Origin of the sequence: Campylobacter concisus (genome assembly GCF_002092855.1) — a bacterium.
GTDB lineage: Bacteria > Campylobacterota > Campylobacteria > Campylobacterales > Campylobacteraceae > Campylobacter_A > Campylobacter_A concisus_AI.
Map to the genome: position 1 here is coordinate 1 of NZ_LVLC01000025.1, position 298 is coordinate 298.

General features: G+C 43.3%; 1 protein-coding gene. It reads right to left on the reverse strand.

Going from position 1 to position 298, the window contains the following annotated elements:
* Nucleotides 1-298, reverse strand: a 298-nt coding sequence (locus A3223_RS07505) for a DUF2314 domain-containing protein (RefSeq protein WP_257639275.1), incomplete at both ends; no start/stop codon positions are given.

Genomic DNA, 298 nt, shown 5'->3' on the forward strand with positions numbered 1-298 from the left:
TATTTGATCGCCTAATTTCACGTTTTGTACGCTATCTGGCTCATTTATAAGCGTACCATATATCGTTTCGCCGTCAAATTCCACATCGTCTATCCACATGTGCTCGCCGACTTCTTCGCCATTTACGACATCTAAGAAGCAAATTTTTACCATCGCATAATCAAGCATAGGTACGATCCTGTGGCGCTCCCAGTAAACCTCACGCCAAAAATATCTAAAGCTCTCTCTGGCCTGCTCAAACGCACGCTGCATATAGTCTTCGTCGCTACTTACAAAATAGATTGGCATTTGCTTACCA